Source organism: Endozoicomonas sp. SESOKO3 (assembly GCF_024606255.1).
Genome location: NZ_JAHHPR010000638.1, coordinates 1 through 1,638, shown reverse-complemented (window position 1 = coordinate 1,638; position 1,638 = coordinate 1). Strand labels below are relative to the sequence as shown.

3 protein-coding genes are annotated in these 1,638 nt (G+C 50.4%); 2 read left to right on the top strand and 1 reads right to left on the bottom strand.

What is annotated here, in order from left to right; genetic code table 11:
• Positions 1–932 (bottom strand): exodeoxyribonuclease V subunit gamma (locus KDK18_RS11220; RefSeq protein ID WP_257254989.1); only part of this gene is annotated, 932 nt, incomplete at its 3' end.
• 30 nt (positions 933–962) lie between these two features.
• Here KDK18_RS11220 and KDK18_RS11215 point away from each other — a divergent pair.
• Both KDK18_RS11215 and KDK18_RS11210 read left to right on the top strand, forming a co-directional pair.
• Positions 963–1,247, top strand: coding sequence for a hypothetical protein (locus KDK18_RS11215; protein WP_257254988.1), 285 nt, complete (start codon positions 963–965; stop codon positions 1,245–1,247).
• Positions 1,248–1,391: 144 nt separating this feature from the next.
• The coding region (locus KDK18_RS11210; RefSeq protein ID WP_257254987.1) for an exodeoxyribonuclease V subunit gamma at positions 1,392–1,638 on the top strand (247 nt) is incomplete at its 3' end.

Sequence of the window (1,638 nt, the reverse complement as noted above, 5' to 3'; positions counted from 1 at the left end):
GGATCGTTGTGATGTTCCGGCAGGCCACCAAAAACAGCCCGAATCCATGGGCTGTACTGATCGACGTCAGGCAGCATGACAACAACATCTCTGGGCGTGAGATCAGGATTCAGCTCAAACAGTCTGAGTAGTTGGTCATGCAGAACTTCCAATTCTCTGAGCGCGCTGTGGCAGTCATGGAAAACCAGAGATGGATCGTCAGAGGCAATAGTGACCGGACTTTCCATACTTCTGTCGGTCAGATTCAGGATATCTTTTTGAATCCGGTGCAGCAGGGAGTCTTCCTGACCATCCACAAAGGCAGTGATTTCTGTGGCATCCAAATCATGTAGCTGGTGCATATAATCTCTGCCCAGCTTACCCATTGAGGCTAACAGAGCGTTACTTTGCTCATCAACCAGAGACTCGAAAAGGTCGGTCTGTTGTGAGGAGCCATCACCGGCTTGAGTCGTCGACTGGCTGGCGTGTTTATTAAAGAGCCGTGCAGCCAGTTTAGCCAGATATTTAGGGTCTTTCTCGTCTCCCCAATAGTATTGGCAGGGGTTGCAGACCATTAGATGGACATCGGTTTGCTGACCCAGTGCTTTCAGGGTTCTCACAAAATGCGGGGGGAGTGCAGAAATCCCAAAAACAAACAATCTGCGGGGCAACGACCGTTTATCAAGAGGTTGTTGATGAGAGTTATTCTCCAATGCACTCAGAAAACGGTGATGCATATTGGCCCGGTGCCAGTGAGGCTGGCCGGCTTCGGATGTTCTGGAGACTAGCGCCCGCCAGAGCACAGGCTGCCAGAGCTGATCTCTTGCTGTCTCATCCTTTCCCTGTTCCCAATCGGCAATCCATTCCGGACGATAAACCAGGTATTGGTCAAAAATATCAGCGACCTTGCCGGCCAGCTGGTAACAGCGCACGGTGTCGTTATCATCAGCCAAATAGTGTCTAAGAGACTTGAAGGCCTCTTCATGGATATTGAAAAACGATCCCAGCAAAGCCTTGATGAGAGCAAGAGCTGCATTCTTGAAGCTCAGAACCTGATGGACAAAATGGCCGCCCTACGGGGAAAGCTGAACATTAAGGAAGGTGCAGGTCGTCGCTACCTTCAGAAAATCAAGCCCGACGAAGCCAGTCTGAAAACGGCCGAGAAGGACATTGCCAACCAATACACGGGAAAAAGCAGCAACCCGAAACAGAAGAAAAAGAGGCATAAGAACCTGATGAATGCCCTGCACAGACATGGCAGAGCCTGACACAGAACATTGACAGATCGCCAGAACCACCTGAAATTGTTGGATTTTTATCTCGAAACCTCTTTACCCCTCCATTTATGTTGACATAGCCCGCCAGAACATGAAGAGTTAGAACCATCATTGATACAGGCTGATTCTCCTCTCGTGTTCACCATTTATCACTCTAACCAGCTTGACCTGCTCAAAGACCTGCTGATTGACCTGATACAGCGGGAGCCACTTCCTAACCCGCTGGAAGATGAACAGATTCTTGTTCAGAGCCCCGGCATGGCTCAGTGGCTGCGGCAGGAGCTGGCACAGTCCATGGGCATTGCGGCATCGCTCAACTTTCCACTGCCAGCCAGTTTTCTCTGGGACATGTTCGTCAAGGTGTTGCCGGATGTCCCTAAAC